5 protein-coding genes are annotated in these 3,901 nt (G+C 54.2%); 1 reads left to right on the plus strand and 4 read right to left on the minus strand.

What is annotated here, in order from left to right:
• Nucleotides 1-460 (plus strand): transposase (locus CKO12_RS13010; protein WP_200153311.1); only part of this gene is annotated, 460 nt, incomplete at its 5' end.
• A 12-nt stretch (nucleotides 461-472) separates the two neighbouring features.
• Here CKO12_RS13010 and cmr6 read toward each other — a convergent pair.
• From cmr6 to CKO12_RS13030, 4 genes are all read right to left on the minus strand, one after another.
• On the minus strand, nucleotides 473-1,495 hold the full coding sequence (cmr6, locus tag CKO12_RS13015; protein ID WP_200155161.1) for a type III-B CRISPR module RAMP protein Cmr6: 1,023 nt from the start codon (nucleotides 1,493-1,495) through the stop codon (nucleotides 473-475).
• Nucleotides 1,496-1,498: 3 nt separating this feature from the next.
• Nucleotides 1,499-1,897, minus strand: coding sequence for a type III-B CRISPR module-associated protein Cmr5 (gene cmr5, locus CKO12_RS13020; RefSeq protein WP_200155162.1), 399 nt, complete (start codon nucleotides 1,895-1,897; stop codon nucleotides 1,499-1,501).
• A complete protein-coding gene (cmr4, locus tag CKO12_RS13025; protein ID WP_242466343.1) occupies nucleotides 1,894-2,802 on the minus strand; it encodes a type III-B CRISPR module RAMP protein Cmr4 in 909 nt (302 codons plus the stop codon). Before cmr4 ends, cmr5 begins: the two co-directional genes overlap by 4 nt.
• A 16-nt stretch (nucleotides 2,803-2,818) precedes the next feature.
• On the minus strand, nucleotides 2,819-3,901 hold a 1,083-nt coding region (locus CKO12_RS13030), incomplete at its 5' end, for a type III-B CRISPR module-associated Cmr3 family protein (RefSeq protein ID WP_200155164.1).

Here is a 3,901-nt window from a genome sequence, read left to right on the forward strand (position 1 = left end):
GACGCAGCTCAAATCAAACCGGCAAGTTGATCCAGACCGAACCGGAAACAGAGCGATTAGAGATGTTCATCTTTCTTCTGAGGGAGAAATTGTTCACCTAAAAGGTTATGGCTTAGTAAAAGCATTCTGGATCGTTTCCAAAAACGGTGACACGGAATACTGGGCGACTAATGATTTTTTAATGTCAAATTTGATGCGCAAAAGTTTGGCTGAAAAAAGATGGATGATTGAAGTTTATCATCACGATCTCAAACAAAACTGCGGTGTGGAACGCTGTCAAGCGCGTTCAGCAATTTCTCAACGCAATCATATTGGTCTTGCAATTCGTGCTTTCATACGTTTGGAACGCTACTTCTATCGAACTGGAATAAGCATTATGGAAGCAAAAAATAAGATCGTGCGCAGTGCCGTGCGATTTTATTTATCAGCACCATTGTATGGCTTGTTCGCAACTGCGTAACTCCTAGAGAGGTCAACCCAAGTAAAAGACCTTTGCTTGTTTGGCGGATTTTCCGGGTGGATTATCCCACCAACCTTGGGCTTGCCAGCGTGAACGAATATCTTCCAACGCTGCTGCCTTGAGCACCGGATCAGTCAACGCCGCCCATTCTGCCGCCAATCCTTTGCCGCGCAAAGTGTCATCAGCTTGTGCATTGTTCTGTTTCGCTAAACGAGCGATTGTCTCTCCAACCCAAGCGCAGACTGCACCAGCGGGAACTTTCGGCTGTGGATCAAATAAACCATAACCGGTGCGGGTTTTTGCACCAATGCCGCCCTGATCCAATGCAGCAATCAGCATCTTCTCCGCGAGTTCCAGCCATGCCAGCGGCCCTTCCAACACAAATAAAAACGCGCCCTGCACTGCGATCTGCGCGTTGGGGATTGGGCTATCAAAATCAGTTGCCGGAGTCACACCCTCGCTACCGTAGTATTCAGGATGATGCGTCGTCACGATCTCCTCAACCAGCGGTCGCTCGGCGGAAGTGGGAACCCACCACGCATCATGGAAATTCACTAAACCGGAAAGCCCCAGCGGATGCGCTCCATTTAGATCGGCTTCAGCACCAAATAATTCAGCGATCACTGCCGGATTCTGCTCGCCGAATAGACTCTTACTGACCTGCGCCCGGACGACGCCCTTAATACTCGAACCCGGAATATAGGGCATTCCGTAGCTATGACTGATGGCACAGCCAGTTTCCAACATTCCGCCGCCAGTCAAACCAATGAACAGGCGTGATTGGAGCGCAAGCACCGCTTGGCGAAACCGCAGCGGATCAGTCGTTGCAGTCCGCCAGCGTTGATAAGCATTGCGGTAGAAAGAATCAGCAGTGACGCCACAAATTCGGCGGATATACGCAGTTTTGGCTTGCCGTCCCGCTTCAGTCTCATTGTCATAATCGGCGTAGCCACGTTGGAGCAGCAGACCAGGGTGAGCATGATTGGCTTGGCGATAAAGCGGGCGTAGATTCTCGCGCATCAGTTGAGTTGGCATGTGTCAACCTCCGCTGTTATCAGTGTTTTCGCCGGTGGCATCCACGCGCAGCAACCCTTGCACATAGCGTTTGATCCAACCGGATGCTTCCAGTGCGTGGCGAGTGAGTTTGAGCGTTTGGTTCAAATCGGCAGCGATGATGGCTTGATGCAGCGCATTACAATTAGGCACATTGAGCGTTCCGCCCGCCTGCAACACAGCGTTGAGATCCTCAAGCAGCATCAGATGCTCAGTGCCGCCTTTGGCGAGTAAAAAGCCGGTCGCCTGCGCCAGTCCATTTTGCAGAATCATGCCCGGCAGCTTGTGCGCAATCGCACAATATTTTTTCTCGTCAGGTTCATTCTGGTGGGCTTCAACCCGCAGATAAGCGGCGCGAGCGACCCGATGAGCACGCAGAGTCATGCCAATCCCTCCTGCGTCAGAAACCGCACCAATCCGCGCCCAACTCCCGCCTGACCGCCGATTTGCAGCAGGGTATCGCTGGCAGGTAAGGCACGCGCCAGAGCATCACGCGCATAGGGTTGATCGGGTTCATTGGAATCCGTCAGCGCATAGATGCCCCAGAGCAACGTTTCAGCGGGCAGATGTTCCTCAAACCAGAGTGCGCCCTTTTTCACCGTGCCAGTGTTTTCGTCAATGCTGATACGGGTGCGCAATTCAGTCGCGGTTTCGCTCAGAAAGCCGAGGATGTTATCGGGCAGAATGGCAAAACGTTGTCTGAAATCAGTTTGCGCCATCACATCTTGGGGATGAATCAATTGCGCAATATCCTCCGCCCACTGTTTTGCGATGTCATTGTCACTGACATCAAGGTCAAGGTCTTCCAGCACGAGCTTGTTTTCCATGCGATTGACTGAATCAGCGGCAACAAGAGCCGTATTGTTGGCGGGGGCGGGAGAAAGAGGTTCGGGAGCCGTCAATCCGGCGCGTTCCAGATCACGGGCATAACGACTGAGGATAAAGGGCGCGGTGACATAACACACAATGCCCGCCAACGCCCGCACTGGTAGCGCGAGCAGATGCGCGTCACCGACAGCTAACGCACCGGCAAAACTCTTGGCGTTATCGGCGATGCTCTTAGGACCAAACAGGGCGCGAGCAGCAGATTCATTGTGCTCACTGACCGACTGGCGCAACACACCACGCAATGACGACCCGGGCACAATCGGCAACTGGGTTGCTCGGGCGCGAGCAATCGGTAAATCCACCACGCCTGTCGATTGACCAGTGCCGCAATGCAACGCAGAAAGCGCATGAAGATGAAAAAGACGTGCTTGCATGAGATCGTCCTGTGGAAAAACTGCCATCAATTAAGTTGAAAAATCAGGCGTTTGGAGGTGTCCAAGGCGCGGGTAACGCCAGCCCATAGCCGTCGCGCCGATCCTGTTCCAGATCACACAAACTGCTTAACCAAAGTGACTCAAGCGCGTCGGGTGATGGCTTATCTGTATCTGGCAAGCGAAACCAATAAGTTGCACCCGCAGCAACCAGCTTGCGGGTTTGACGTGGCTGGTGTGCCGCGAGATCCCAACCCGAATGTGGTTGCCAACGTTCGACCGCCGCTGCGACCAATTGCAAGCGCAGACCGGGGGCTTGAGGTGGCGCACCGGTCAACGTCTCATCGAGCCAACCGGGGCGATAGCCTTTCTCGAAGCAGGCTGGAGTCAACAGCGTGAGCGTCAGCCCACCCGCTTTAACGATGCGCTCGAACCAGTCCGCTGGCGGTTGTGGCCAAGTCGCTTCGGGTTCGGGATGCAGTTGTGCCAAACGGCGCTCGCCGCCCAAATAAACCAAACCCTCGGACAGTGGCTTGGTGCAGCGAACCAGCAGCCGTAAGCTCGGCTTATCCACTTTTTCCTTGAGCCATTGATTAGTAGGTGCAAAATCCATTCCCTCGGTCTGGAACAAAAGCCCAGAATCAGCGCCCAGCGTTTTGGGGTCGATGGCAACATGAGTGCGCCGATCACCTATCGGCGGCGACCAGCCGCGCGCTTTCAGCTCTGTGTACTTGGGCATTTCCTGACCGGTGCGAAACGCCAGCAAATCCTTCCAATCCCACCAGTGCGGCCCGCTGCTGGCCTTGACTTTTTCATCGACGGTTAGGCGCAGCGGCAGTAGCTTGTCGGGCAAATCGGCATTGCAACTTTTATCAAACGGGGCGGGTTCGGCGCGGATGCAGCGGGCATCATCGCCATGACCAAAATAGTGTGCATCTGCCGGTTTAGGTGCGAGCAGACGCAAGTCGCCCTGTTCATTCGGACGCAGGAGCAACGCCCCACTGATTTCCAGATCAAATAGGCTGGCATCAAAGGGATGACCAGTCGCTCGCGCCCAAGCAGTGCGCAAACATCCGGCAATGGTGGATGGTGGCGGGAAGTGCATTTCATCAACGCCAACAAAAGTACA

Source organism: Chromatium okenii, assembly GCF_016583745.1.
In the GTDB taxonomy this organism is placed as follows: Bacteria; Pseudomonadota; Gammaproteobacteria; order Chromatiales; family Chromatiaceae; genus Chromatium; species Chromatium okenii.

What these genes read in the sequence shown, in the direction of transcription:
- cmr6 (WP_200155161.1), bottom strand. Translation starts at nt 1,495, where the DNA reads ATGCCAACTCAACTGATGCGCGAGAATCTACGCCCGCTTTATCGCCAA.
- cmr5 (WP_200155162.1), bottom strand. Translation starts at nt 1,897, where the DNA reads ATGACTCTGCGTGCTCATCGGGTCGCTCGCGCCGCTTATCTGCGGGTT.
- cmr4 (WP_242466343.1), bottom strand. Translation starts at nt 2,802, where the DNA reads ATGGCAGTTTTTCCACAGGACGATCTCATGCAAGCACGTCTTTTTCAT.